We start from the raw sequence: 22,641 nt of genomic DNA, 5'->3' as shown, positions 1-22,641 counted from the left end.
CGGTTTTTCGATTCATGCTGCCTGAAACGGCGCGATTGAATCGGAGGATCGGATGAGTATGGAAATGCAGGTCTCCGCGCACGGGGCCAAGGGCTTCATGACCAGCTATCTTGAGGCGCTTGCGCTGGTGGAACGGCTGCACCGCCTGCTGCTGGACGTCATCAAGGACGAGTTCGAGCGTGTCGGCGTGCTTGAGATCAACGCCGTGCAAGCCTTGTTGCTGTTTAATATCGGCGATCATGAGGTCACGGCGGGCGAATTGAAAAGCAGGGGCTACTATCAGGGCAGTAATGTCAGCTACAACCTGAAAAAGCTGGTTGAGATGGGCTATATGCACCACCAACGCTGCGAGATTGACCGCCGCTCGGTGCGCGTGCGTCTGACGCCGCGGGGGCGTGAGATCCGCGATATCGTATCCGAACTGTTCGCGCGCCACGCAGGTGGGTTGCAATCACGTGGCGTATTGGAGCTGGAAGGGATTGAGGACATCACCACTTCCCTCCGCCGGGTTGAACGCTACTGGACGGATCAGATCCGCTATATTTACTGATCAGGGCCGGGTGTAGGGCCCGGCATCGGACAGGACCAGGCCTTCAAGCTCGCGGATCAGCTTGCGGGCCATCGCGTCCTCATAGGCTTCGAACCCTACGGCAACCTCGACAAAGGCATCGGGGCCCAGAATGACCCACGCATTGTAATAGGCGGACAACTCGCTGATCTGCACGTCGCGCTTGTCCCCAACATTGGCGTCATCCGGGCCGATCACCAGACCGTTGATGGTGATCCCGCTGGCTTGCAGCGCCTGTTTGGCCTCGCGGGGATGGGGTCCAATGTTGTGTTTGCCGTCGCCAGACAGGTCCAGCGTGTGCTTCCAGCACTCAGGTTGTTGCCACAGCAGACCGGCGCCAAACTGCATCGCCGATCCGACCGCCGTTCCCTGCGGCGCCGAGCTGCGCGTCACGGAGTTCAACAGGTCTGAAATACCATCCAATTGTTCCTCGGATCGGATTTCTGTCCAGTCTAGCAACATGCGTTGATGACCGGGCTCACTCCATTCGAATACCGCCAGCCGCACCGCAGGGCCAAGGCCCGAAAGAAGCAGTTGCTTGACTTCGGGTCGTTGCAGGGCAGCGGCCAGACCACCAAGCTGCAACCGGTATTCGGTACTATCGACCGAACCAGAGACATCCAGCCCAAGGGCCAGCGCTTGCCTGCACTCAGACATCGCAGGCGTTGCCAAAAGGGTTGCGGCAGCGGCAAGGTAGCGGATCATTTCAACGCATCACCAGATAGCGCGCCGATTTGCAGGCCCTGCAATTCCCGCTCAAGTTTGCGGCGCATGGCGCGCTCGAAATCCTCAAACCCTTGCGCAACTTCCAAAAAAGCGCCGGGGCCATGCAGCACATTGTTCTCAAAAAACGGGATCAAGAACAGCTCACCCTCAAAATCGGCGGCGTTGATGACCAGCCCGTTCACCACGATGTCCTGAAATGGAAAGTGGCGATAGGCCGAGTCTGGTCCGTACCCGTCATTGTTCGACCCATCCCCAGACAGATCGATGGTCTGGAACAGGCAGGGCGGGGCTTGCTGCATCAATGTCGCGCCAAAGGCCAGCGCATATCCCATCGCGGTGGCTGACCCGCTGTCGGACCGCACCGACTGTTGCACCGTCGTCGCCGCTGCCAGCAAGTCTGCCCGCGTGCGGATCATCGACCAATTCAGAATAACGCGTTGCGTGCTGCGCCCGCTCCATTCATAGACGGTCAGCGCGACGGGCATGGGGGACGAGAAAAACGCCTCGGTCACCTCGGGTGCGACGAGTGCTGCGGCCAGGCCCTGCCGTTGCAGCGTGTCTTCGGATGCGTCTACCGAGGTCGATATGTCCATCGCCAAGGCGAGCGCCAGCCTGCAGGTCTCGGCCCGCAGAGGGCTGGCCAGTAAGGTCAGTCCCGCTATTGTCAGCCAGCGGATCACCAGTGGCCGGTGCTTTCCATGCTGGCCCAGGGTTCGGCCGGATCAAGCGCGTCACCGTTTTGCAGCAGCTCGACCGAGATATTGTCGGGCGAGCGCACAAACGCCATGCGCCCGTCACGCGGCGGCCGGTTGATCACGACGCCATTGTCCTGAAGTAGTTGGCATATTTCGTAGATATTATCGACACCGTAGGCCAAGTGACCGAAATGCCGGCTATCGCTAGGCAATCCGTCGTCGCCATCCCAGTTATATGTCAGTTCGATCGGGCGATCTTCTTGCCCCGGAGGCGCCATGAAGATCAGCGAAAACCGGCCCTGTTCACTGTCATACCGGCGGGTTTCTTGCAGCCCCAGCAGTTCGTAAAACGCCATGGATTTCTCAAGATCTTTCACACGGACCATGGTGTGGAGGTATGTCAGCCCCATTGCGGTTTCCTTTTTTTGTTCAGGTGATGACAAGCACCTTAGCGCGCTAACATAGTCTGTCGAGAGGCGCGGCGGACACAATTTGGAAAATGCACAAACAAGCGTACATATCGCGGTTCCGGTCGCTGCATTGCCGAGATATAGTGGTCGCCGACTCATTCGATGGAAAGGAAATTTCATGCCGCTGTCCTCTGACCAACTGGCCGAGATCGAAGCGCAAAGGGCGCAATCGCATCAAACGCGTCGTGTTGTGGCTCCGGGGATGGAAGATCATTTGTACACCGCTCATCAAGTCCTGGACCACGGCTTTGTGCGCGTAATCGACTATATGGGCGATGATAACGCGATCTGTCAGGCGGCGCGGGTGTCTTACGGCAAAGGCACTAAGTCGGTGCAGAATGACGAAGGCCTGATCCGCTATCTGATGCGTCACTGGCATTCGACCCCGTTCGAGATGTGCGAAATCAAGTTGCATGTGAAGCTGCCTGTCTTTGTGGCCCGTCAATGGATCCGGCACCGGACGGCGAATGTGAATGAATACTCCGCGCGCTACTCAATCCTGGATCGGGAGTTCTATATTCCCGCGCCCGACCATGTGGCGGCGCAGTCCGAGGTGAATAACCAGGGTCGGGGCGAAGCCTTACAAGGTGAAGAGTCCGCGCGGGTTCTGGAGATACTAAAGGCTGACAGCGCCCGGTGCTATGACAATTACGAGGCGATGATCAGTCAGGACGGTCAGCAGGGTCTGGCGCGTGAACTGGCGCGAATGAACCTGCCGGCGAATATCTACACCCAGTGGTATTGGAAGGTGGACCTGCACAACCTTTTCCACTTCCTGCGTTTACGGGCCGACCCGCATGCGCAGTACGAAATCCGGGTATATGCCGATATGATGTGCAAGATCGTCGCCGATTGGGTGCCATTCGCTTACAAAGCCTTTGAAGATTATCGTCTGGGCGCGGTGAATCTGTCGGCACAGATGGTCGACAGCCTGCGGCGGATGCTCGCCGGAGAGGCCGTGACGCAGGAAACCTCGGGCATGACCGCCCGCGAATGGCGCGAGTTCGAAGCGGTCATTCGCGAAAACTAAACGCATATCGTTTGTCTATACGTATTGTCATGAAGCTGTTACACTGGCTTCATGGCTTTTCTTTCCTGTATCCGATACGCGTGCTTGATGTCGTTGCTTGGCGCTCCGGCTTTGGCCAAATCCCCTATTGCTGAGGTGCTGTGTGAGCCGACGTCCCGGTTGCATGACAAGCTGGAACGTCAGTTCGACTCGCAACGCGCAGCCTCTGGGGTGCGCAGCCCTGAGCAGATCATGGAAGTCTGGACTAGCGAGAAAGGTGATTGGACGATGGTTGTCACTTATTCGACCGGCACGTCCTGCATCGTTGCGATGGGTCAAGACTGGTTAACGCACGTCGACGCAGATCCGGCGCGCGGTTAACATTGGTCGAACCATTATTGGTCAACGGCCGGAAATTGGCCGTTGCCCTGCTTTGTCTTCCCGTCGGGAGGGGGCCTTACAACGGTTTCAAATCGGCGGCCATCTGGCGACCGTCGCGTCCGTCCTGCAATTCGTATGAGACTTTCTGATTGTCTGCGAGCCCGGTCAGACCTGACCGTTCAACAGCCGAGATATGTACAAATACGTCCTTGCCACCTTCATCAGGGGCAATAAACCCATAGCCTTTAGTGGTATTAAACCATTTCACGGTGCCAGTTGGCATTTCCCGTGTCTCCTTCTACTTACACGTTGTCCCACAAATTGGTGGGGGAAGTGATTGACGCCACCGCCTTTCATCACCGCCGCGCCCACACGCTTCGGCCCGAATTGCGTATTTCGTCTTTTTCAACATTGCACGGTGAAGTAAAAAATCAAGAATTACCGGAACACGTTGGCGAAATTGCCTAAAATTCGCACAAGCACAGGAAGCCCCCGAAAATGCGTCTATATGGACTTAAGAACTGTGACACCTGCCGTAAGGCATTGAAGTCATTGCAGGATGTCGAATTCATCGACGTCCGCGCTGATGACGTGCCTGAAACAGTGCTCTCAAAGGCTCTTATACATTTCGGCGAGGCTTTGCTCAACACCCGGTCCACGACTTGGCGGGGCCTAAGCGAAGACGAACGCGCGCGTGCACCGTTGGAGCTGTTGCGCGATCATCCGACCTTAATGAAACGCCCGCTGATCGAGCGTGACGGGGAGCTTTTTCTCGGCTGGACGGCGGCGACGAAGGCGGCTCTTGGCGTCGGCTGAGCGGATGCTTATCTGCAAGGGCGCAAGCAAGAGGGCGAAGGATGCGTAACGCAGCGATGATTTTGGGTGTGATTGCCGGGCTAATCGGCATGTTGGTCGGCTTTGTCGGCTATGGCTATGTCGAACTGATCGACCGGTTCGGTGAGATCGACGGGTTGGCCGAGCAGGTCGACAACGCGCAACTGATCCAGACGACCTCGATCCTTGCGCCTCTGCTGGCGATTGCCGGTGGCGCCATGGCCAAGGCGCGGGCACTGGTTGGGGGGCTATTGTTGCTGGTCTCAGCAGGCGGCATGTATTACGCGTTTGGTTTCAATGCCTTTACCATGTTCCCCGTCGCATTCGCTGGGGTGGCAGGGGTCCTCGGGCTGGCCGCAGGTAAACCGGACGAGCCCAAGGCGCATTTCTAGATCATTTTAAGCGCAGGACGCGGTCGATGGAAATCGGGCCTGCGCCGTTGATCACGATGACCAGGAACAGGAAGGTCCACATCACACGCTGATCCATCAAAGTGATGGCGTTGTCGAACAATCCACCCAGTTTCACGCCGTGACCGGCGACATCAACGATGGTCTGGACCCAGACGAACCCGATCATGGCCAGGGCAGCAACGCGTGTCAGAAGACCAACCAGCAGAAGCGCAGGCAGGACGAATTCGGCCACGGTGCCGAAGAAGATCACGATGCGCTGGAAAAAGGTCATCTGGGTGACGTCGTACAAAACGGCTTCAGCCGCTTTGGGGAAGATCTGGCCAAAGGCACCGGCTGACGCCGAGAAGATCGACCCGTCAATCTTCAGGGTGGCCGAGTTCCAGTAATACACAAGCAATACAGCAACAAAAACAAGCCGCGCCAGGGTCGGGGTCAGCCAATTGGCCGAACTGTCGAGCCGTCCCAGGACGTTATTGTGAAGAGAGATCAGGGCAGTCATTATGCCAGCCTTTCGATAGTCACAGAAGTAAGAGCGCCGCCTTGAAGCAGCAGCGCCAGAGTAGCCCCAAGGTCAAACTCGGGGGTGGTTGCAGAGGTGTTTTCAAACGCCTGACCGATCGTCTGACCGGCCATCATCTCTGCAATCCAATCCGCACCACCGGCAGGCAGCAGATGCGGAGCGGGATCATATTCCGGTCGTGTTACTAACACGCCTTCGGCCCCAGCCTGTGGCTTGGGTGCGTTTTCTAGCGTGTTGAAACGCCAGATCGAATAAATCGGCCATTCCGAGCGGATCACCCGCATCGACGGCGCAAATTCAAGCGTGGCCTGCATCACCTCATCAGGCGCAACTGCCAGCGCATCCGCTGGGGCTGGGGTGCTGTCGGCGGCGTGGTAAGACTGACGCAGAGCCAGTTCCAGCCGAGCGATGTCGGGCAGGTAGCCCAGATGCGAAAGCTGCGGCATCCCGGCCAGAAACTCGGGGAATGCTTCGCCATAGAACATCATCATGGGCGAGGTCGGAGGATGCTGACGTAGGAAAATACCCGATAGACCATCCATATTCTGCGTGCCCAGCAGTTTGGTAATCACCGGAAAGGCCTGATGCATTGCCTCGGTCAGCGACACGGCGACGTTGTTGCGATAGACGCTGAAACGACGTCCCGCAGGGTGTTCCGACGCGTCCACAAGGCCGTCGGGCACCGCCTGTGACGGGTCCAAAAGCGCCGTGTGGAAGGTTGTCTGAGAAACGCTCATGCTGGAACGCGGTCCAAAGCCGCCTGAGCCCTATCGGCCTCGGCGCGCAGTACAGGCCAGTCGGGAACGTCGGTATCCCATTCGATCAAGATGGGCTGGGGGCCGGACTGGTCCAGAGCGTAATCTAACAGCGTCCATACAGGGTCCACAACCTCGCGCCCATGGCTGTCGATCAGCAGGGGGCGACCGTGGTCGTCTTCATCCTCGTCGTGGCCGCCCAGATGAATCTCACCCACTTTGTCCAGCGGATAGGCGTCGATATAGCCTTGCGGCGAGAAATCCAGATTGGTGGCCGACACGAACACATTATTCACGTCCAGCAACAGGCCACAGCCCGTGCGACGCGCGATTTCACGTAGGAAATCAGGCTCGGACCAGGTGCTCTCCTCGAACGCCAAATAGCTGGAGGGGTTTTCCAGCAGCATCTGCCGCCCGACAACCTCTTGCACCTGATCAATATGCTCACAAACCCGGTCCAAAGTTGCGTCGGTGTAGGGCAGGGGTAGCAGGTCGTTCAGGAAATGGCTGTCATGGGTCGACCAGGCCAGATGTTCCGAAAAGCTGGCAGGGTTCAGCCAGCCAACCAAATGTTTCAACCGGGCCAGATGATCGGGGTCCAGCGGGGTTTCGCCGCCAATGGACAGGCCGACACCGTGGACAGAGATGGGGAATTGTTCGGACAAATGGCGCAGTTGCGCCAGCGGGCGTCCGCCATCGCCCATGTAATTCTCGGCATGGATTTCCAGCCATGCCACCGGGTGCGCGTGATCCAGAATTTGCTGAAAATGCTGGGGCTTATATCCGACACCCGGCGCGGCGGGCAGTCTGTTTGAACGAATAGCATTGTCCAGCATCGTTATAGTCTCCGGTTCACGACAAAGAGGCGGGCGACAAGGCCCGCCCCTTCGGTTTTCCTAAGCGCGGGCTTATGCCGGCAGATCGCGGTCCAGCGGCTCCAGCGAGCCTTTGCGGTCCGAACCGTCTGCGGTTTTAGGCAGCTCGATATCGGCGCAAGTGCCTGCGTCGACCAGAGTCCAGGCATTGCCCTGATAATCAACGGTCGAGGTACCGGCGCAGGTGGTGCCGGGGCCTGCGGCGCAATCGTTTTCGCCTGCCAGCGAAACGCCATAGCATTTCTCTTTGGCTTGTGCGGTTGCGGTGGTGGCCATGCCCGATACGGCGGCTGCAACGGCGCTTGCGATAACGAGGGACTTAGCTGTGTTCGACATCTCGGTAATCCTTTTGGTGACTGCGTATGTCTGTGTTGACAATGACAAAGGTAGTCGTTCAGAGGCGACAGTTAAATTCACGAGCCCGTGTCTCACAACCCCGTCAGGCACTGTCATGCCCTCTTGCAGGTTAACATATTGTTTTTGAAATCGAAAATGGAAAATATTTCAATTCGGCCCTTGTTTTAGGGCCGGATCGCAGGCGAATTGACGCCGAATGTTACAGCAGATCGGGGGGGGTCGCCGCCTTGGATAGCTCAATTGTTACAGCCTCAAGTGATTGAACCTGTGTTTGTTTTTCGCCAAGACGGCGCACGCTGACGGTGCGGTCTTCGACTTCGCGGTGACCGACGGCCAAAATCACGGGCACTTTACCGACAGAATGCTCGCGGACCTTGTAGTTGATCTTTTCGTTGCGGATATCCGCTTCGGCCCGAACCCCGGCGGCTTTGAGCGTTTCCACCACTTCGGCCACATAATCATCCGCCTCGGAAGTGATCGAGGCCACGACAACCTGACGCGGGGCCAGCCAGAACGGCAGCTTGCCGGCGTGCTCTTCGATCAAGATACCGATGAAACGTTCAAACGAGCCCAGCGTTGCCCTGTGCAGCATGAACGGACGGTGCTTGGCGCCGTCTGCGCCGATGAAGCTGGCATCCAGACGTTCGGGCAGATTGGGGTCAACCTGCAGCGTACCGCATTGCCAGGTCCGACCGATGGCGTCGGTCAGAGTGAATTCCAGCTTGGGGCCATAAAACGCGCCTTCGCCTTCGAGGATCTCATAGTCATACCCGGCGGCTTTGCAGGCATCGCCCAAGGCTTTTTCGACCAGATCCCAGCTTTCATCGGACCCGATCCGCTTTTCGGGACGGGTGGACAGTTTGATCGTCCAGTCGTGGAAGCCCAGATCGGCATAGACCTTGGATAGGAAAGCGATGAACTTGGCGGTCTCGGATTCGATCTGATCTTCGGCACAAAAGATGTGGCCATCGTCCTGCGTGAAACCGCGCACCCGCATGATGCCGTGCAATGCTCCCGAAGGTTCATAGCGTGCGCACGATCCGAACTCAGCCATGCGCAGGGGCAGGTCGCGATAGGATTTCAGACCCTGATTGAACACCTGCACGTGGCAGGGGCAGTTCATCGGCTTCAGCGCGTTGATCGCCTTTTCACGGGCATGTTCTTCATCCACTTCGACGATGAACATGTTTTCCTGATATTTGTCCCAGTGACCCGAGGCCTCCCACAGTTTGCGGTCGACAACTTGCGGGGTGTTGACCTCGACATAGCCGTCACGCTCCTGCATTCGGCGGATGTAGTCCTGAAGGGTGGTGTAGATTTTCCACCCGTTCGGATGCCAGAAGATCTGGCCGGGGGCCTCTTCCTGCATGTGGAACAGGTTCATCTCGCGGCCCAGCTTGCGGTGGTCGCGTTTGGCGGCCTCTTCCAGCATATGCAGGTGGGCTTTCAGCTTTTCCTTGCCGGTGAAGGCCACACCGTAGATGCGTTGCAGCATCTGGCGCGAGCTGTCGCCGCGCCAATAGGCGCCCGCGATGCTCATCAGTTTGAACGCATCGCCGGGCAGTTGGCCGGTGTGCTGCAGGTGCGGACCGCGGCACAGGTCCTGCCAGTGGCCGTGCCAGTACATCCGCAGCGGTTCATCGCCCGGAATGGCTTCGATCAGCTCGACCTTATAGGGCTCGTTATTGGCCTTGTAGAATTCGATCGCGCGGTCGCGGTCCCAGACCTCGGTGGTGACGGGGTCGCGCTTGTTGATGATCTCTTTCATCTTTTTCTCGATGAGGCCGAGATCTTCGGGGGTGAAGGGTTCCTCGCGGTCAAAGTCGTAGTACCAGCCATTGTCGATCACGGGGCCGATGGTGACTTTGGTCGCGGGCCAGATTTCCTGCACCGCGCGGGCCATGACATGCGCCAGATCGTGGCGGATCAGCTCATTGGCCTGATCTTCATCCTTCATGGTGTGGATGGCGATTTGGGCGTCGGACTCAATAGGCCATTGCAAATCCCAGTGCTTGCCGTCGACCGTGGCCGAGATTGCTTTTTTGGCCAGCGAGGTCGAGATATCGGCAGCCACCTGCGCAGGTGTGACGCCTGCGTCATAGGAACGTGCATTGCCATCGGGGAAGGTGAGTGAGACGGATTTTGAATCCAGGGCCATGTCGGCTCTCCTCGTCGGTTTGGCGCCCACTGAACGCCCGGTTGCGGGTTATTTGCGTTTGGCTGCTTTGGCAGGTGGGTGCGCGTGTGTCAAGTGCGGGAGCGAGGGGCGCTGCCCCTCGCGCTCCCCGGGATATTTTTGGCCAGATGAAGGGCGGATCGGGGAATTGCACTTGTGGGTGGGGCGTGCATGATGTCGGAAAGAAAAGAGGTTTTCATGACAGCGACGAGTTTTCTGGACACAGCGCAGGGGCGACGGTTGGCCTATCACAAGAGCGAAGGCACTGGTCCGACAATGGTTTTTCTGGGCGGGTTGAAGTCGGATATGGAGGGCACCAAAGCGGTGCATCTTGAAGCATGGGCAAAGGCACGTGGGCAGGCGTTTTTGCGGTTCGACTATTCGGGGCATGGGGAGAGTTCCGGTACGTTTGAGGAAGGCTGCATTGGCGATTGGCATGAGGATACCGTTGCCGCGGTAAAGGCGCTGACCGAAGGGTCCTTGATTGTGGTCGGGTCGTCCATGGGTGGCTGGCAGGCGTTGTTGTTGGCAAAGGCAATGCCGGAACGAATTGTCGGGATGGTTGCAATCGCTGCCGCGCCGGACTTTACCGAAGATGGCTATTGGGCCTCGTTCAGCGATTCACAGAAGGCGGCTCTGGAGACGGTGGGGCATGTGGAATTGCCCTCGGATTACATGGAGCCTTACATCATTACCAAGCGCATGATCGAAGATGGGCGCACGCGATTGGTTCTGCGCGATCCGTTGGCTTTGCCATTTCCCGTGCGATTTTTGCAGGGCACGGCGGATACAGCGGTGTCAATCGAGACGGCTGTGCGGTTGCTGGACCATGCCAGTGGACCGGATATGCGGTTGCTGTTGGTCAAGGATGCGGATCACAGATTCTCGGACGGGCCTTGCCTGGAGATTATTGAACGCGCCGTGCTTGATGTGCTTGCCCCCGAATGACCCGGTTGGTTCTGCGTTTCATTGTCGTGCTGGCAGCTCTGGGCGGACTGATCTTTTGGTTGGGGCCGCGCGAAGAGGTTGACCTTCATCCCACGTTTGAGCCGCGCAAATTTGGCGAGGGGGTGCAGGTCTATTTCGAGAGTGTCGAATCCGCCTTCGAAGACATCGTTCCCGGTGTCGAAAAGCGGGTGATCTGGCAAGAGGGATTCAAGGAACAGCGAACACCGGTGTCGATCCTTTATGTTCACGGATTCTCGGCCTCATCCGAGGAAATCCGCCCGGTGCCGGATCTGTTGGCAGAGGCGTTGGGTGCCAATCTGGTCTACACGCGTCTGCAAGGCCATGGTCGCAGCGGTACGGCCATGGCTGAGGCGACGGCCTCGGGTTGGATGTTGGACATGGTCGAAGGTCTGGCTGCGGCACGCGCGGTTGGCGACCGGGTGGTTGTGATCTCGACCTCGACTGGGGGGACGCTGGCTGCGGCTGCCGCGCTGGCTGCCGAGATGGTGCAGGGTGTCGGCGCGATGATCTTTGTTTCGCCGAATTTCGGGGTCAATACGCCGGGGGCTTGGATACCCGGCCTGCCCTGGGCACGGCAGTGGTTGCCGCTGTTGATGGGGGAAACCCGCGATGTGTCTGATACCGACCCGGAGCGGAACAAATACTGGTCGCTGAGCTATCCGTGGGAGGCCGTTGTTCCCATGACCCGGCTGGTCGATGTGGTGAACGCGCAGGATTTTGCGCAAGCACAGGTTCCGGCGCTGTTCTGGTTCTCGGATGACGATCAGGTGGTACGACCGGATCGGACTCATGAAGTGGCGCAGGCGTGGGGCGGGCCTGCGACGGTTCATCTGGTTACGATGGGAGCAGATGACGATCCTGCGTCGCATGTTGTGGCCGGGCGGCTGATGTCGCCGGGGCAGACCGAAGTCACCGTGGATGGCATGCTCGCGTGGCTACGCTCGGTGGGGATCGAATAGCGATGCGTAAACCGGCCAGTATGTGGAGCCTTGAGACGCTGGGCCGGGTGCGCTTGTCGCGGCATTTCTTCATGCGGGACTTCCTATATTCCGAAATCGGGAATTTTCATGGGATACAGAACATCCCCGAAAAACCTGATCTAGCCATCGAAACGGGGCGCGCTTTTTGCCAAACCCTGCTGGACCCTTTGGAAGAGACCTTTGGGCGCGTCGCCGTACGCTCGGGTTATCGCGCGCCGTCGCTGAACCGGTTCGGCAACGAAAACAAACTGAACTGTGCCCGCAATGATAACCCGATGGAATGCCATATCTGGGATCGGGGCACGGGCGAGAACCGGATTGCGGGGGCGTCGATCGTGATTCCGTGGTTCGCGGATCAATATGGAACCGGACGCGATTGGCGCGATCTTGCGTGGTGGATGCATGATCATCTGGACTATTCCGAGATCTGGTTCTTTCCCAAGCTCTGCGCGTTCAATCTGGTCTGGAGACCTAATCCGCATCGCCGGATCGATAGCTATATCGCGCCACGCGGATGCCTATTACGGGCGGGGACAGAACCTGATGAGCCCCGGGAAAAGCGGCAAGCGCGCTATGCGGATTTCCCACCCTTTCGGGGCATCGACTATCCCTGAACTTTCCCTTGCTCGGGTGCTGAAAAACGCTCATCCTGCAGGAAAAGTTGATTATTGTGGAGGCTCTGTGTGATTGAGCCGTTGGTTTTACTGCCCGGTTTCATGTGCGATGCGCGCCTGTTCGGGGCTCAGATTTTGTACCTGTCTCATTACCGCGCGGTGACGGTTGCGCCCCTGTCGGTCGGCGAACGGATAGAAGAGATCGCCTCAGGCTTGCTGGACCAGTTGCCGCATCGGTTTGCATTGGGCGGCTTCAGCATGGGCGGGGTTGTGGCGCTTGAGATCGCGCGCCGCGCGCCTGACCGGGTCTCTCGGTTGTGCCTGATGGCGACCGATGCACAGGCCGATACCCCTCAGATCGCGGCGGGACGTGAAGAGTTGATCGTTGGGGCAAAATCCGGGCGGCTTGAGGATGTGATGACTCGCATGATCGGTTCGGACACGTTGGCGCCGGGGCCGGAGCGGGTGCCCGTCCTGAACGAAGTGATGGCCATGGCCATTGATCAAGGGCCGGATATGTTCGAACGTCAAATGCGAGCCATGCAGCGCCGACCGGACCAGCAAGGGGGGTTGCGGCATATCAACGTGCCAACTCTGGTTTTGTGTGGGGCCCATGACCAAATCACTCCAGTGCGCAAACATAGTTTCATGGCTGAGATGATCCCGAATGCCGAACTGCGTGTGATCGAGGAGGCGGGCCATATGGTGCCGCTCGAGGCCCCCGCCGCGGTGACCGAAGCCTTGGAGGCTTGGCTGAACATTCCGGCGCGTTTGGCCTACTTGTAGAGGGCTGCGCGCTCGGGTTTCGTTAGGACGGTCGGTTTGGCCGACGTTTCCCCGGTGTAGGCATCGAAGAAAGGCGTGTTCTTCCAACTGCCAGACAAACGGGACTTCAGCACGCGCGTCACCAGACCAATTGCCGCAGGGCCCAAGCCTTCATGCGCTTGCTTTCCGCCGGGGCGAGGAACAAAGCCGCGTGTACGTACGGGCCCTAGGTCGCTTGGGTCCGGGATGCGGTTCACGATGAACCCGGCGAAAGGAATTTTCGGTGTACGTGAAGTGGTGGCCAGCGGGGCGTTGCAGCAACTGGCGTACCAGCGCAACATCCCTTTGGGGCTGAGCTGCATCAGCGCAAGGTGTTCTGCGCCGTGTTCAAAAACGATCTCCTCGGGCAGCATTTGCAGCACGTCGACCGGGCCAGGGGCAGGGTCGGGTTGTCCAAAATAAAGCTGCGCGGCCCGGCAATCGTGGCAAAAGCATTCCACATGTGTGGACGAAGCGACCCCTGCGGCTGAAATGCGCCCCCTCAAAGCACCGCAGGTGCAGGCGAAGGTAGTGTCCTTGGCCGGGCTTTGAACCATGCGCCTCAGGCGACTTTGTTCTTGTTGGCAGCCCGGCGGCGCGGTTTGCGTGTGTTGGCGTTCATGAAGTCGATCACCAGCGGGCGGATATTGTCGCGCCAGCTGCGGCCCGCAAAAATACCGTAGTGCCCCGCGCCGGGTTCCACATGGCTGGCCTTTTTCGCATCGGGCAGACCGGTGCAAAGATCAAGGGCCGCGATACATTGGCCAGGGGCCGATATATCGTCATTCGCGCCCTCAACTGATTTTACCGCGACATCGGTGATCTTGCCTATATCCACCTTGTGCCCGGCCACCACAAATTCATTCCGCGCAATTTCGCGGTTTTTGAAGATGCGTTCGACGGTAGACAGGTAGAACTCGGCCGTCATGTCCATCACTGCCAGATACTCATCGTAGAAACGGTTGTGCGCGTCATGATCCGAGGCCTCGCCCCGCATGACACGCTGGATCTGGTCGGTGAAGGCCTTGCTGTGGCGCTCTCCGTTCATCGACATGAACGAGGCCAACTGCAACAGGCCGGGATAGACCATGCGGCCGACACCTTTGTACTTAAAGCCCACACGCTGGATCATGGTTTCTTCCAGCTGGCCCATTGTAACGCGGCGGCCAAAATCGGTGACATCCGTCGGAGTCGCGTCTGGATCGACCGGCCCACCGATCAGTGTCAGAGTGCTGGGTTGTGCCTTGGGTTCCACCTCGGCCAGGTAAGCCGTGGCAGCCAGGGTAAGGGGCGCGGGCTGGCATACGGCAACAACATGTGTTTCCGGGCCAAGTTCTTTCATGAAATCGACAAGGTAGAGTGTATAGTCCTCGACATCGAACTTGCCTTCGGACACAGGGATATCGCGCGCATTATGCCAATCGGTGACATAAACTTCGCAATTGACCAGCAGGCTTTTGACTGTCGATCGCAGCAACGTCGCATAGTGGCCCGACATTGGGGCAACCAGCAGAACCTTGCGCGGCTGTTCTTCGCGACCGTTGACGCGGATGTGGATCAGGTCGCCAAACGCACGCTCGACCACCGGCACGATGTCGACAAGATGGTCCTTGCCATCTTCGCAGGTGAAGGTGCGAATGCCCCAGTCAGGCTTGACAATCATGCGCTGGAATGTGCGTTCCGTGACCTCGCCCCAGGCTGCCATCATGCTGAACGCAGGGTTCGGCACCATCGAAAACAACGGGTAAGAGGCCATCGCACTGGCGGTCGCACCCATCCATTGATTGGTGTTGCGCATGGTTTCCATCAGATCATAGGTCATCATGTAGCGCATCGGGCGAACCTCCTGAGTGACAGCCCTAAACTTCGGACCATTCGTCGCTTTGCGCTGCGGCTGCCGCGACGTTATTCTGCATAGCAGCAAGATTACGGGGGAATTGTTAAAATGACAACAAGTGAAGACCAGGCGCAGGAATTGTCCGCAGAACATCTTGAACGGCTTAAAGAAAATATGAACAAAGTCGAAGAGCTGTCGAAGCGGCTGGTCGAGGTCATGGCCGGGAAGAAGGCGCATTCCCCCGCGTTGGACGGCCCGAATCAAGAGCTTTTCGCAAAAGCAGCAACGGCATATATGGCCGAGGCTTGGCAAAATCCCGCCAAGCTGTTGGAACACCAGATTGCCTATTGGAGCAAGTCTGTCATGAACTTTGCCGAAGCGCAGCAGGCGCTGACAACGGGCGAAGTTGAGGGGGCGGCACCAGTAGCCAAAGACAAACGTTTTGCCAATCCGCTTTGGGAGACTAACCCTTATTTCCGCTTCGTCCGCCAGCAATACCAGACAAATGCCGATGCGATTTCAGAAGCAGTGGCCTCGGTCGATGACATGGATGCCAAAGACAAGCAGCGTCTTCACTTTTTTTCGCAACAGATCATCAACATGATGTCTCCGACAAATTTTCTGGCCACAAACCCCGATGCGCTGGAAAAAGCGGTGGAGACTGAAGGTCAGTCGCTGATCAAAGGGCTGGAGAACCTTGTTTCCGATCTGGAGGCCAATGATGGCGAGATGGTTGTTCGACTGGCGGATGACAGCGCCTTTGAAGTGGGCGGCAATATCGCCACGACACCGGGAGAGGTGGTCTATCGCAACCGGTTGATGGAGCTGATCCAGTACAAACCGGCAACCGAGACAGTGCATGAAACGCCGATTGTCCTGTTCCCGCCCTGGATCAACAAATTCTACATTCTGGACCTCAAGGCCCAGAACAGCCTGATCAAATGGGTAACAGAGCAGGGCTACACCCTATTTGTCGTCAGTTGGGCAAATGCGAACGCGTCCCACGCCGAAATCGGCATGGGGGACTATATCGAAGAAGGTTACCTGACCGCGATCGAGCAGGTGAAGGGCATTTGCAAGGTCAAGCAAGTCAATGCGGTCGGCTATTGCATCGCGGGCACCACATTAAGCCTGACGCTTTCGCTGTTGAAGCAGCGCGGGGACAAGTCGATCAAATCGGCCACGTTCTTCACCACTCTGACCGATTTTGGCGAACAGGGAGAGTTCACCCCGTTTCTGCAAAACGACTTCGTCAACGGCATCGAAGACCAGATCGGCAAGGATGGCGTGCTGAAAGCCTGGGTCATCGGGCGAACCATGTCCTTCCTGCGCTCCAACGACCTGATCTACGGCCCCGCAATCCGCAGCTATATGATGGGCGAAACACCTCCGGCGTTTGATTTGCTGTACTGGAACGGAGATGGGGCCAACCTGCCGGGCCGCATGGCGGTCGAGTATTTGCGTGGGCTGTGTCAAAGCAATGATTTTGTCACGGACGGGTTTGAACTGCTGGGGCACAAGCTGCATATCCGGGATGTCGACGTGCCGTTAATGTCAATTACCTGCGAGACTGATCATATCGCGGCCTGGAAAGACTGTTACCGCGGCGTGCAGCAGATGGGGTCACGGTCGAAAACTTTTGTGGTGTCGGAATCGGGTCATATCGCAGGCATCGTGAATCCGCCCAGCAAAAAGAAATACGGGCATTATACCAACCCGGACATGCAGCTGGACGCTGACAGCTGGATGAAGGATGCCGATTTCCATGAAGGGTCCTGGTGGCCGCTTTGGGAAGCGTGGTTGAGAAAGCGGTCCGGCAAGCAGATTCCGGCGCGTGAGCCGGGCGATTCGAACCACCCGTCTCTATGTCCCGCGCCCGGTACCTATGTTTTGGCCAAAGCAACTGGTTGATTAATAATGGAATCCGAAGTTTTTTCTGCGTTGCAGCAAAAAAATCTTGCAATGCTGCGATGCAGCAATCATATTGTCCTCAAGCTGATGAAAACCGGGGCGGGCCCGGTTCGGCAAAAAGGATTTGGACAATGGCAAAGACCCCTGACTTCACCGCGACCCTGAAAGACATCATGGGCGCATTCCCCGTTGACACTTCCGCTCTGGAAGGTGCCTTCAAGTCGACCGCAACCCTGAACGAAAAACTGTCGGGTGTTGCTCTGGAAGCTGCAGAGAAATCGGCAGAAATCTCGAACAAATGGACCAAAGACACTCTGGCCAAACTGACCGAGATGTCGAAAGCAAAGGCAGAGCCTGCCGACTACGCAAAAGCCGCAACCGACTTCGCAAGCGCGTCGGCTGAAGTTGCCGCTGAAAACCTGGCTGCTTTCGCTGAAATCGCGAAAAAAGTTCAGAGCGAAACCGTCGAGCTTCTGATGGCTGCCGGTAAAGACGCTGCAGAAGACGCAACTGCTGCTGTCAAGAAAGCCACCAACGAGGTGACTGCTGCTGCCAAGAAAGCAACAGCTGCCAAGTAAGTAAGGCCGCGAGGCGCACCCATTCCTCCCATCTGGTGCAATCGCGTTGGGCAGGTCGAAAGACCTGCCCTTTCTTTTTGTTCTGCACTCGCATAATCTCTGCTGCAACGCATCATCCTTGGGGAGGGTTAACGGTGTCAGAACAAGAAAAACCGTTGCTGATCAAACGCTATGCCAGCCGTCGGCTGTATAACACTGAGACCAGTGACTATGTCACGCTGGAAGATATCGCGGTATTTATTCGCGATGGGCGTGAAGTGCAGATCATTGATCTGAAGACCGGGGACGACCTGACCCGGCAATATCTGCTGCAAATCATTGCGGAACATGAAAGCCGGGGCGAAAACGTGCTGCCGGTGAACGTGCTGAACGATCTGGTCCGCAGTTACATGCTGCCGGGAGGTGGAATGATGCCGCAGTTCTTGCAAAGCTCGTTCGATATGCTGCGCGAAAGCCAGTCCAAGATGATGGAAAACATGAACGCCATGAACCCGATGTCCCAGATGCCCGGGTTCGAGGCGATGCAGGCGCAGCAACAGGCTTTTCTGAAGGCGATGACCGGCGGATTGTCTGGCCAGTGGTCTGGCCCCGACAAGGAAGATGAGGCCAAATCCGAACCGAAAGAAGATCTGGACGACATCAAAAAGCAGCTTGCCGAGCTTCAGCAGAAACTATCCAAACTGAACTGAACCTGCCATGCGCTGGGTGCTGACGGGCGTTGTGCTGTGTTGGGCAACGCTCGTTTATGCGCAAGGGCAGTTTTCTGAGCCGTGGTCGCCGATCTGCACGCTTGGGTCTGCTGCGGATGATGGTTGCGCAGATATCCGTGCCCGCGAAATACTGGATGCGGCTGAACCGCCATGGCGCGCAATCGGACGAGTCAATTTTGCCAGCAGGGCCCAGCGATCTCATTGCACCGGCGTTTTGGTCGCGGATGATCTGGTTCTGACCGCCGCGCATTGCCTTTACAATGCCGCGCGTCAGCGCTGGATCCCGCCATCCAGTATCCGCTTTGCTGCTGGGTATCAGCGAGGGGAGGCCTCCGCGGTCTCGACCGCCAAGCGCTATGTCCTGCCCGAAGGCCAAGGCACTGCATTCAATTACGGACCTGAACTGGATTGGGCGGTGCTTGAACTGGAGAACCCGATTGGCCGGACGTTGGGTTCTTTTCCTCTGACAGAGCAGGATATGTTGACCGGATCGGTCGCGGGTTATGCTGGGGTGCGGCCGCATGTCCTCAGCCGTGCGAACCCATGTCCGGTTGTTCGGCGGACTGATGCGCTGATGACCGCGCGTTGCCCTGTAATGATGGGGGATTCCGGCGCGCCCTTATTGATTGACACGCCATCGGGGCTGGCTGTGGCTGGTGTCTTATCGCGCGTCGCCGCAACCCCCGAAGGGATCGCGGCGCTGTTTTTGTCCAGTCGAGTTGTCTACGTACCCTCGCGCTGACGCTCAGGTGCCGAACGCCATCTCGGGGGCGGTGACCTCGCCGACCGAGGCCAGCAGAATGTCAGCAATCACGTCCAGCTCTTCCCGTGTCAGGCGGACGGGCAGGCGCACATCGCACGCTTTCATCAGCATCTCGCGTGTTTGGGGAAGATCGACCTGCTCGGGCAGAAACTGCCAGTTCCAGAAGGCGCGGGCGTTGTCCTCGCTCAGGCCAAAGACCTGAACTTTGACGCCACGCGCCTCAGAGGCTTCCGCAAAGGCCCGGATATCATCATCGCTCAGGTTCACCAGGTTGAACTGGATCGAATCCGGTGCACGTTGTTCCGGTGCAAGCGGGGCGGGAACGTCGATATAGGGTGAGGTGTTGAGACGGTCGGCCACGTAGTCGTGATTGGCGAGCCCGTCTTTGACGCGGCGCGCCAGCTCAGGGATCTGCGGCCGGATCACGGCGGCGCTGAGGTTGCTCATCCGCAAATTATACAGCGGCAATTGGTTCTGCCAGCGAGAAAAGGCTTGCTCCAATTCGGGCGAGTTGTCGCCATTCGGGCCTTTGTGTTTTTTCCAGTTATGCTCATACGCGCCCGACATGATCACGGCGCGGGCCACCAGGTCGGCGTCGTCCGTGATCAGGATACCACCTTCACCCGCGTTGATCATTTTGTAGGACTGGAATGAGAAACAGCCGACCTTGCCAATCGTGCCGATATTACGCCCATGCCAGGTGGTGCCCAGCGAATGGGCCGCGTCCTCGATCACGGGAATATCGCGCGCATCGCACAACGCCATGATTGCGTCCATGTCAGATGTATGGCCGCGCATATGGCTGATGATGACGGCCTGAACACTGTCCAACTTGGCCTCGAAATCGGCCATGTCGATGCGATAATTCTCGCCCACTTCGCACAAAACCGGAATGCAATCCGCATGGACGACCGAGGACGGCACGGCCGCAAAGGTAAATCCGGGGATCAACACCCGCGCATCCCGCGGCAGGCCCAACGCCTTGAGCGACAGGAACAAGGCCGCCGAGCAGGACGATACCGCCAGCGCGTATTTCGACCCCAAGAGGGCCGCGAACTCACTTTCCAGTAGCGCAACCGGCGCATCTTGCGGCGCGGTATAGCGAAAGAGGTCGCCCGACTGCATCAGGGCGTCAATGGCCTCACGTGCGGCTGCGGGGATGGGTTCGGCGTCATGAACGTTAGGAGGAAGCGTCATATTTGATTTTCCCAAATTCTATCTTTGGAAAAGATAAAGCTAAAAGAACTTCAATCCAAGCCCCTACGTTACCATGCCGCGAAATTTCACCGAACTGTTGTATTTGAGGGCAATTGCATCCCGACCGCCGGATTGCGTCTTGCATCCGTAGGGGAATCCGGGTGGCAATGGGACAATCTACACATTGCATTTCACGGTCCGGATTGTTCCCATCATGCTTGCTAGACTTTCTTTTTCACTGTCTATTCTCGCTCTGCCAGCTCAGGCGCAATACGTCCTGTCCGACGGAACCGAAGTCGCGCCGCTTGAGATGTTTCAGGAATGCGACGTCTGCCCCGAGATGATCGTGTTGCCGTTGGGAGAGTTCCTGATGGGTGCTCCACCGGGAGAATCCAAGCGCAACTTCCATTGGGACAAAAAGGGATTTCGCCTTGCGACACCGGAAGAGCCCTATATTGCCCACCACGAAGGGCCGGTTCACCCGGTGACGATCGACATGCCCATCGCAATGGGCCGCAGCGAGGTGACCCATGGTCAATGGATGGCCTGCGTCAACGACGGAGGTTGCGGGGGGCATATCCCGCGTGCTTGCACACCGCGCATTGATGGGCCGTGCATAGACATTCGCGGTAATTACCCGGTCGTCGATGTGTCTTATCTGGACGGGCTTGCATATACAAAGTGGCTCAACCAGAAAGTGGGGGCCGAAGTTTATCGCCTGCCAACCGAGGCAGAGTGGGAATACGCGGCCCGCGCTGGGACGCAGACGCCCTTTGCTCAGGGTGAGGAAGTCACCACCGATCAGGTCAACTTTCACGGCAAGCCGACCGAAGAGATGCTGGGTGTGAAGCGCCCCGATCTGGCGGGGCGAGGCCATCCGGTTCGAGTGGATGAACTAGACGCCGAAAATGCGTGGGGATTGCGGCATATGTCGGGAAATGTATCAGAAGCCACGATGTCTTGTTGGAGCAAAAGGCACGAAGCGTGGAATTCATCCAGCATCTATTTTCAAGAAGCCATGACTAGGGACTGCGCTAGAAGGGTAGGTCGAGGTGGGGCCTTCTGGACTGCGATGGATTTTTAACGCGCGGGAGTTCGAGGCAAGATTCATCTGGACGGAGGCACAATGTCTGCCGGATTTCGGGTGCTACGCGATTTCGGTAGCTTACTGAAACTCAATTAACCGATCCGCAATTACACCCCCAACCGATCGCGCAACGCAAACCATGTCATCGCCAGAACCAGCAGGGGGCTGCGCAGGGAGGGGCCTCCGGGGAAGGGCAGGGCGGGGACGCGCGCCATGGTGTCGAAGCCTTCGGCCTGTCCCTGAATGGCCAGCGCCATCAATTGCCCCGCATGGGTGGCAGTTCCGACCCCGTGACCAGAGTAGCCCGAGGCTGACAGGATATTGGGCGCAACCCGCGCCAGATACGGCATCCGCCGCATGGTGATCGCCAGCGTGCCGCCCCAGGCATAGTCGATTTTGACGTCGCGCAGATGCGGGAAAATCTCGACCATCGGCTTGCGGACCTTGGCGGCGATATCCGCAGGGAAGCGGTAACCATAGCTTTCGCCGCCACCAAATAGCAGCCGGTTGTCGGCGCTGAGGCGGAAATAGTTCACCACGAATTTCGTATCGGCCACCGCTACGTCTCGGGTCAGAACACGGGCAGCATCTGTGCCCAAAGGTTCGGTCGCAGCGATGAAATTGTTGATCGGCATGACCCGCGCAGCGACCTTGCTGTTCAGGCCCCCCAGATATCCGTTGCAGGCCAGAATGACGTGATCGGCAGTGACCTTGCCCTGCGCGGTGTGGATGATGGCGGGCGAGGTTTCCTCGACTCCCGTCACCTCGGTGCCCTCATAAATCCGCACGCCTGCCTTGGCCGCCGCCTGCGCCAGTCCAAGCGCGTAGTTCAGCGGATGCAGGTGCGCCGCACCCATATCCAGATAGCCTCCGCGATAGGCGGGCGAGGGGCACAGACCGTGGCCCGCGCCTTCGTCCAGCAGCTCCATCTGGTCATAGCCATAGCGGTCAGACAAGTGAGCCGCGTGATCGTGCAATTCCTGCTGTTCTCCGCTGGACAGGCCTAGAACGGCAACGCCCGGTTTCAGGTCGCAGTCGATCTGGTGTTTCGCAATCAGCGATTTGACCAGTGCCTTCGCATCCTCGGCAAGATCCCACAGCTTCACCGCATCGTCATCACCAACCAGCCGCTCAAGGTCTTCCTGATCCATCCGTTGTGCGCTGCCCAACTGACCGCCATTGCGGCCCGACGCACCGAAGCCCACGCGATGCGCCTCAAGCAGCACCACGCTGAACCCGGCCTCGGCCAGATGCAGCGCTGCGGACAGGCCAGTATAGCCGCCGCCGACCACGCAGACATCCGCCTTTTCATTGCCAGTCAGCGCGGGAAACCGGTCGATAGGATTGACCGTGGCCGCGTACCAGCTGGCTGGATATTCAGCCTTGCGGTCGTTGGAATAAAGCAGGTTCAT

Annotated in this window: 28 protein-coding genes; 15 read left to right on the top strand and 13 right to left on the bottom strand. The window is 58.0% G+C overall.

Features of this window, described 5'->3' with window-relative positions; translation table 11 throughout:
• Positions 1-52: 52 nt before the first annotated feature.
• Positions 53-550, top strand: coding sequence for a MarR family winged helix-turn-helix transcriptional regulator (locus GOV79_RS05680; protein ID WP_170782692.1), 498 nt, complete (start codon positions 53-55; stop codon positions 548-550).
• Here the strand turns inward: GOV79_RS05680 and GOV79_RS05675 are convergent, their stop codons facing one another.
• The 3 genes from GOV79_RS05675 to GOV79_RS05665 are packed head-to-tail and all read right to left on the bottom strand — an operon-like array spanning position 551 to position 2,399.
• Positions 551-1,273 carry a DUF1194 domain-containing protein gene (locus GOV79_RS05675; RefSeq protein WP_170788899.1) on the bottom strand — a complete coding sequence of 241 codons (723 nt, stop codon included), beginning with the start codon at positions 1,271-1,273 and terminating at the stop codon, positions 551-553.
• Positions 1,270-1,974: a DUF1194 domain-containing protein gene (locus GOV79_RS05670; RefSeq protein ID WP_170788898.1), complete on the bottom strand. Its 705-nt coding sequence runs from the start codon at positions 1,972-1,974 to the stop codon at positions 1,270-1,272. The genes GOV79_RS05675 and GOV79_RS05670 overlap by 4 nt, the downstream gene beginning before the upstream one ends.
• Complete coding sequence (locus GOV79_RS05665; RefSeq protein ID WP_170770314.1) at positions 1,971-2,399, bottom strand: VOC family protein; 429 nt, start codon at positions 2,397-2,399, stop codon at positions 1,971-1,973. Before GOV79_RS05665 ends, GOV79_RS05670 begins: the two co-directional genes overlap by 4 nt.
• Positions 2,400-2,577: 178 nt before the next feature.
• Here GOV79_RS05665 and thyX point away from each other — a divergent pair, with 178 nt between their 5' ends.
• A complete protein-coding gene (gene thyX, locus GOV79_RS05660) occupies positions 2,578-3,489 on the top strand; it encodes an FAD-dependent thymidylate synthase (RefSeq protein WP_170788897.1) in 912 nt (303 codons plus the stop codon).
• An 87-nt stretch (positions 3,490-3,576) separates the two neighbouring features.
• A complete protein-coding gene (locus GOV79_RS05655; RefSeq protein WP_170788896.1) occupies positions 3,577-3,849 on the top strand; it encodes a hypothetical protein in 273 nt (90 codons plus the stop codon).
• 76 nt (positions 3,850-3,925) lie between these two features.
• Here GOV79_RS05655 and GOV79_RS05650 read toward each other — a convergent pair whose 3' ends face one another.
• Positions 3,926-4,132, bottom strand: a complete 207-nt coding sequence (locus tag GOV79_RS05650; protein ID WP_008758035.1) for a cold-shock protein — start codon at positions 4,130-4,132, stop codon at positions 3,926-3,928.
• Between the two features lie 50 nt (positions 4,133-4,182).
• On the opposite strand from GOV79_RS05650, the gene GOV79_RS22490 reads away from it, so the two are divergent.
• From GOV79_RS22490 to GOV79_RS05640, 3 genes are read left to right on the top strand one after another with little or no spacing between them, the layout of a single operon-like run.
• Positions 4,183-4,317: a hypothetical protein gene (locus tag GOV79_RS22490; protein ID WP_269149773.1), complete on the top strand. Its 135-nt coding sequence runs from the start codon at positions 4,183-4,185 to the stop codon at positions 4,315-4,317.
• A 30-nt stretch (positions 4,318-4,347) separates the two neighbouring features.
• The gene (locus GOV79_RS05645; protein WP_170788895.1) at positions 4,348-4,665 is read left to right on the top strand and encodes an ArsC/Spx/MgsR family protein; all 318 of its coding nucleotides are present in this window, start codon (positions 4,348-4,350) and stop codon (positions 4,663-4,665) included.
• A 41-nt stretch (positions 4,666-4,706) separates the two neighbouring features.
• A complete protein-coding gene (locus GOV79_RS05640; protein ID WP_170788894.1) occupies positions 4,707-5,075 on the top strand; it encodes a hypothetical protein in 369 nt (122 codons plus the stop codon).
• A gap of 1 nt (position 5,076) precedes the next feature.
• Here GOV79_RS05640 and GOV79_RS05635 read toward each other — a convergent pair whose 3' ends face one another.
• The 5 genes from GOV79_RS05635 to thrS all read right to left on the bottom strand — a co-directional run bounded on the left by GOV79_RS05635 (position 5,077) and on the right by thrS (position 9,761).
• Positions 5,077-5,595, bottom strand: coding sequence for a DoxX family protein (locus tag GOV79_RS05635; RefSeq protein WP_170770325.1), 519 nt, complete (start codon positions 5,593-5,595; stop codon positions 5,077-5,079).
• On the bottom strand, positions 5,595-6,353 hold the full coding sequence (locus GOV79_RS05630) for an HvfC/BufC N-terminal domain-containing protein (RefSeq protein WP_170788893.1): 759 nt from the start codon (positions 6,351-6,353) through the stop codon (positions 5,595-5,597). Before GOV79_RS05630 ends, GOV79_RS05635 begins: the two co-directional genes overlap by 1 nt.
• Entirely contained in the window at positions 6,350-7,207 is an 858-nt protein-coding gene (gene bufB / locus GOV79_RS05625) for an MNIO family bufferin maturase (RefSeq protein ID WP_170788892.1), read from the bottom strand. Before bufB ends, GOV79_RS05630 begins: the two co-directional genes overlap by 4 nt.
• Before the next feature lie 72 nt (positions 7,208-7,279).
• Positions 7,280-7,582 (bottom strand): BufA1 family periplasmic bufferin-type metallophore, encoded by a 303-nt coding sequence (locus GOV79_RS05620; RefSeq protein ID WP_170770331.1) that lies wholly within the window; start codon positions 7,580-7,582, stop codon positions 7,280-7,282.
• 220 nt (positions 7,583-7,802) lie between these two features.
• The gene (gene thrS / locus GOV79_RS05615; RefSeq protein ID WP_170788891.1) at positions 7,803-9,761 is read right to left on the bottom strand and encodes a threonine--tRNA ligase; all 1,959 of its coding nucleotides are present in this window, start codon (positions 9,759-9,761) and stop codon (positions 7,803-7,805) included.
• Between the two features lie 216 nt (positions 9,762-9,977).
• Here thrS and GOV79_RS05610 point away from each other — a divergent pair, with 216 nt between their 5' ends.
• The 4 genes from GOV79_RS05610 (at position 9,978) to GOV79_RS05595 (ending at position 13,128) form a co-directional block, all read left to right on the top strand.
• Entirely contained in the window at positions 9,978-10,727 is a 750-nt protein-coding gene (locus GOV79_RS05610; protein WP_170788890.1) for an alpha/beta fold hydrolase, read from the top strand.
• A complete protein-coding gene (locus tag GOV79_RS05605; protein ID WP_170788889.1) occupies positions 10,724-11,707 on the top strand; it encodes an alpha/beta hydrolase in 984 nt (327 codons plus the stop codon). The genes GOV79_RS05610 and GOV79_RS05605 overlap by 4 nt, the downstream gene beginning before the upstream one ends.
• Positions 11,708-11,727: 20 nt before the next feature.
• Positions 11,728-12,342, top strand: a complete 615-nt coding sequence (locus GOV79_RS05600) for a hypothetical protein (RefSeq protein WP_170789006.1) — start codon at positions 11,728-11,730, stop codon at positions 12,340-12,342.
• Between the two features lie 69 nt (positions 12,343-12,411).
• Positions 12,412-13,128: an alpha/beta fold hydrolase gene (locus GOV79_RS05595; protein ID WP_170770339.1), complete on the top strand. Its 717-nt coding sequence runs from the start codon at positions 12,412-12,414 to the stop codon at positions 13,126-13,128.
• On the opposite strand, the gene GOV79_RS05590 is transcribed toward GOV79_RS05595, so the two are convergent.
• Together GOV79_RS05590 and phaZ are read right to left on the bottom strand one after the other, a co-directional pair.
• Positions 13,119-13,703 carry a DUF6151 family protein gene (locus GOV79_RS05590; protein ID WP_170788888.1) on the bottom strand — a complete coding sequence of 195 codons (585 nt, stop codon included), beginning with the start codon at positions 13,701-13,703 and terminating at the stop codon, positions 13,119-13,121. The genes GOV79_RS05595 and GOV79_RS05590 overlap by 10 nt on opposite strands.
• Positions 13,704-13,708: 5 nt before the next feature.
• Positions 13,709-14,980 carry a polyhydroxyalkanoate depolymerase gene (gene phaZ / locus GOV79_RS05585; protein WP_170770343.1) on the bottom strand — a complete coding sequence of 424 codons (1,272 nt, stop codon included), beginning with the start codon at positions 14,978-14,980 and terminating at the stop codon, positions 13,709-13,711.
• A gap of 111 nt (positions 14,981-15,091) precedes the next feature.
• Here phaZ and GOV79_RS05580 point away from each other — a divergent pair, with 111 nt between their 5' ends.
• The 4 genes from GOV79_RS05580 (at position 15,092) to GOV79_RS05565 (ending at position 18,924) form a co-directional block, all read left to right on the top strand.
• On the top strand, positions 15,092-16,894 hold the full coding sequence (locus GOV79_RS05580) for a PHA/PHB synthase family protein (RefSeq protein WP_170788887.1): 1,803 nt from the start codon (positions 15,092-15,094) through the stop codon (positions 16,892-16,894).
• A gap of 131 nt (positions 16,895-17,025) precedes the next feature.
• A complete protein-coding gene (locus tag GOV79_RS05575; RefSeq protein ID WP_170770646.1) occupies positions 17,026-17,472 on the top strand; it encodes a phasin family protein in 447 nt (148 codons plus the stop codon).
• A gap of 134 nt (positions 17,473-17,606) precedes the next feature.
• Positions 17,607-18,161, top strand: a complete 555-nt coding sequence (phaR, locus tag GOV79_RS05570; RefSeq protein ID WP_170770347.1) for a polyhydroxyalkanoate synthesis repressor PhaR — start codon at positions 17,607-17,609, stop codon at positions 18,159-18,161.
• Between the two features lie 7 nt (positions 18,162-18,168).
• Positions 18,169-18,924: a trypsin-like serine peptidase gene (locus GOV79_RS05565; RefSeq protein ID WP_170788886.1), complete on the top strand. Its 756-nt coding sequence runs from the start codon at positions 18,169-18,171 to the stop codon at positions 18,922-18,924.
• Between the two features lie 3 nt (positions 18,925-18,927).
• Here GOV79_RS05565 and GOV79_RS05560 read toward each other — a convergent pair whose 3' ends face one another.
• The gene (locus tag GOV79_RS05560; RefSeq protein WP_170788885.1) at positions 18,928-20,142 is read right to left on the bottom strand and encodes a DegT/DnrJ/EryC1/StrS family aminotransferase; all 1,215 of its coding nucleotides are present in this window, start codon (positions 20,140-20,142) and stop codon (positions 18,928-18,930) included.
• Between the two features lie 214 nt (positions 20,143-20,356).
• Here GOV79_RS05560 and GOV79_RS05555 point away from each other — a divergent pair, with 214 nt between their 5' ends.
• Complete coding sequence (locus GOV79_RS05555; protein WP_170788884.1) at positions 20,357-21,226, top strand: formylglycine-generating enzyme family protein; 870 nt, start codon at positions 20,357-20,359, stop codon at positions 21,224-21,226.
• Between the two features lie 110 nt (positions 21,227-21,336).
• Here the strand turns inward: GOV79_RS05555 and GOV79_RS05550 are convergent, their stop codons facing one another.
• Entirely contained in the window at positions 21,337-22,641 is a 1,305-nt protein-coding gene (locus tag GOV79_RS05550; protein WP_170788883.1) for an NAD(P)/FAD-dependent oxidoreductase, read from the bottom strand.

Source organism: Ruegeria lacuscaerulensis, assembly GCF_013034745.1.
Lineage (GTDB): Bacteria > Pseudomonadota > Alphaproteobacteria > Rhodobacterales > Rhodobacteraceae > Ruegeria > Ruegeria lacuscaerulensis_B.
The sequence above is the reverse complement of the archived record's forward strand: the minus strand, read 5'-3'. Positions and strand labels throughout refer to the sequence as shown.

Bases quoted from the DNA above. Each gene is read 5' to 3' on its own strand.
- GOV79_RS05680 (WP_170782692.1), top strand. From the start codon at position 53: ATGAGTATGGAAATGCAGGTCTCCGCGCACGGGGCCAAGGGCTTCATG.
- GOV79_RS05675 (WP_170788899.1), bottom strand. From the start codon at position 1,273: ATGATCCGCTACCTTGCCGCTGCCGCAACCCTTTTGGCAACGCCTGCG.
- GOV79_RS05665 (WP_170770314.1), bottom strand. From the start codon at position 2,399: ATGGGGCTGACATACCTCCACACCATGGTCCGTGTGAAAGATCTTGAG.
- thyX (WP_170788897.1), top strand. From the start codon at position 2,578: ATGCCGCTGTCCTCTGACCAACTGGCCGAGATCGAAGCGCAAAGGGCG.
- GOV79_RS05655 (WP_170788896.1), top strand. From the start codon at position 3,577: ATGTCGTTGCTTGGCGCTCCGGCTTTGGCCAAATCCCCTATTGCTGAG.
- GOV79_RS05650 (WP_008758035.1), bottom strand. From the start codon at position 4,132: ATGCCAACTGGCACCGTGAAATGGTTTAATACCACTAAAGGCTATGGG.
- GOV79_RS05645 (WP_170788895.1), top strand. From the start codon at position 4,348: ATGCGTCTATATGGACTTAAGAACTGTGACACCTGCCGTAAGGCATTG.
- GOV79_RS05640 (WP_170788894.1), top strand. From the start codon at position 4,707: ATGCGTAACGCAGCGATGATTTTGGGTGTGATTGCCGGGCTAATCGGC.
- GOV79_RS05635 (WP_170770325.1), bottom strand. From the start codon at position 5,595: ATGACTGCCCTGATCTCTCTTCACAATAACGTCCTGGGACGGCTCGAC.
- GOV79_RS05630 (WP_170788893.1), bottom strand. From the start codon at position 6,353: ATGAGCGTTTCTCAGACAACCTTCCACACGGCGCTTTTGGACCCGTCA.
- bufB (WP_170788892.1), bottom strand. From the start codon at position 7,207: ATGCTGGACAATGCTATTCGTTCAAACAGACTGCCCGCCGCGCCGGGT.
- GOV79_RS05620 (WP_170770331.1), bottom strand. From the start codon at position 7,582: ATGTCGAACACAGCTAAGTCCCTCGTTATCGCAAGCGCCGTTGCAGCC.
- thrS (WP_170788891.1), bottom strand. From the start codon at position 9,761: ATGGCCCTGGATTCAAAATCCGTCTCACTCACCTTCCCCGATGGCAAT.
- GOV79_RS05610 (WP_170788890.1), top strand. From the start codon at position 9,978: ATGACAGCGACGAGTTTTCTGGACACAGCGCAGGGGCGACGGTTGGCC.
- GOV79_RS05605 (WP_170788889.1), top strand. From the start codon at position 10,724: ATGACCCGGTTGGTTCTGCGTTTCATTGTCGTGCTGGCAGCTCTGGGC.
- GOV79_RS05600 (WP_170789006.1), top strand. From the start codon at position 11,728: ATGTGGAGCCTTGAGACGCTGGGCCGGGTGCGCTTGTCGCGGCATTTC.
- GOV79_RS05590 (WP_170788888.1), bottom strand. From the start codon at position 13,703: ATGGTTCAAAGCCCGGCCAAGGACACTACCTTCGCCTGCACCTGCGGT.
- phaZ (WP_170770343.1), bottom strand. From the start codon at position 14,980: ATGCGCTACATGATGACCTATGATCTGATGGAAACCATGCGCAACACC.
- GOV79_RS05580 (WP_170788887.1), top strand. From the start codon at position 15,092: ATGACAACAAGTGAAGACCAGGCGCAGGAATTGTCCGCAGAACATCTT.
- GOV79_RS05575 (WP_170770646.1), top strand. From the start codon at position 17,026: ATGGCAAAGACCCCTGACTTCACCGCGACCCTGAAAGACATCATGGGC.
- GOV79_RS05565 (WP_170788886.1), top strand. From the start codon at position 18,169: ATGCGCTGGGTGCTGACGGGCGTTGTGCTGTGTTGGGCAACGCTCGTT.
- GOV79_RS05560 (WP_170788885.1), bottom strand. From the start codon at position 20,142: ATGACGCTTCCTCCTAACGTTCATGACGCCGAACCCATCCCCGCAGCC.
- GOV79_RS05555 (WP_170788884.1), top strand. From the start codon at position 20,357: ATGCTTGCTAGACTTTCTTTTTCACTGTCTATTCTCGCTCTGCCAGCT.
- GOV79_RS05550 (WP_170788883.1), bottom strand. From the start codon at position 22,641: ATGAACCTGCTTTATTCCAACGACCGCAAGGCTGAATATCCAGCCAGC.